The sequence below is a fragment of the Ferrovibrio sp. genome, from assembly GCF_002796975.1.
Lineage (GTDB): Bacteria > Pseudomonadota > Alphaproteobacteria > Ferrovibrionales > Ferrovibrionaceae > Ferrovibrio.
The window spans coordinates 1-959 of sequence record NZ_PEKV01000006.1; the positions used below are offsets into that span (position 1 = coordinate 1).

Annotated in this window: 2 protein-coding genes (1 of these 2 running past the window's edge); both read right to left on the minus strand. The window is 63.5% G+C overall.

Annotated elements, in window-relative coordinates; translation table 11 throughout:
* The coding region (locus CTR53_RS09010; protein WP_367158959.1) for an ammonium transporter at nucleotides 1-692 on the minus strand (692 nt) is incomplete at its 3' end.
* Between the two features lie 216 nt (nucleotides 693-908).
* Nucleotides 909-959: the 3' end of a MaoC family dehydratase gene (locus CTR53_RS09015; protein ID WP_290811701.1), read on the minus strand. The gene runs 975 nt beyond the window's last position; the window shows 51 of its 1,026 coding nt (coding positions 976-1,026); its start codon lies beyond the right edge, outside the window; it ends in the stop codon at nucleotides 909-911.

Below are 959 nucleotides of genomic sequence, written 5' to 3' on the forward strand. Positions count from 1 at the left end.
GCGGTCATGCCCGGATTGTGCGGCAGCAGCGGTTCATGCGGGAAATCGCGGCGCTTGCCGACCATGACGGCGGCGACAATCGCGGCCATGCCGGCGGTGACATGCACCACCAGGCCGCCGGCGAAATCGATCACGCCGAGGTCGAACAGCCAGCCACCGCCCCAGATCCAATGACAGACCGGCACATAGACCAGGAACAGCCACAGCAGGGTGAACAGCACCACGGCGCTGAAGCGGATACGCTCGGGCCAGGCGCCGACGATCAGCGCCGGCGTGATGATGGCGAAGGTCATCTGGAACATGAAGAACAGCACTTCGGGCAGGCCGTCCTTCAGCGTCTCGGCGCTGATACCGGCGAGAAATGCGCGGTCGAAGCTGCCGATCCAGCTGTTGGCGCCGCCGCCATCGGTGAAGGCGAGGCTGTAGCCGGCGATCAGCCAGAGCAGCGACACCATGGCGGCGATCACCACGCAATGCATCACCACGCTGAGCGCGTTCCGGGCGCGCACCAGGCCGGCATAGAAGAGGGCAAGGCCCGGCACGGTCATGAACAGCACCAGGGCAGTGGCAGTCAGGATCCAGGCGGTGTTGGCGGCATCGAGCGGCTTCTCCTCGGCGGCAAGCGCGGGAAAGGCTGCGAGCGACAACAGGAGAGCGGGCGCCGCAAGGCGGCGCATCGTTAAGGCGATCATTGGAAATCCCACCCTGTTTTTTGTTTGGCGAAACGGTTCTGCGCCCGTCTACGCTGGCGGGCGAAACGCCAGCAAAATAGGCAGGCTGCCCAAGCACGAGGCATGCCAAGGCACCGGCATGAGAAATGCTGGAAAAGCCGTAGGTGAACGGTCCGCGCAGGCGGATTGCCGCCAAATTCGGCAGATTTATGCCGAAAGGCTAGGCTTTTGCCTAAATTATCGGCGACGCTTCTCGCGTTTGGGCATCAGGGCCCAGTAATCGAGATC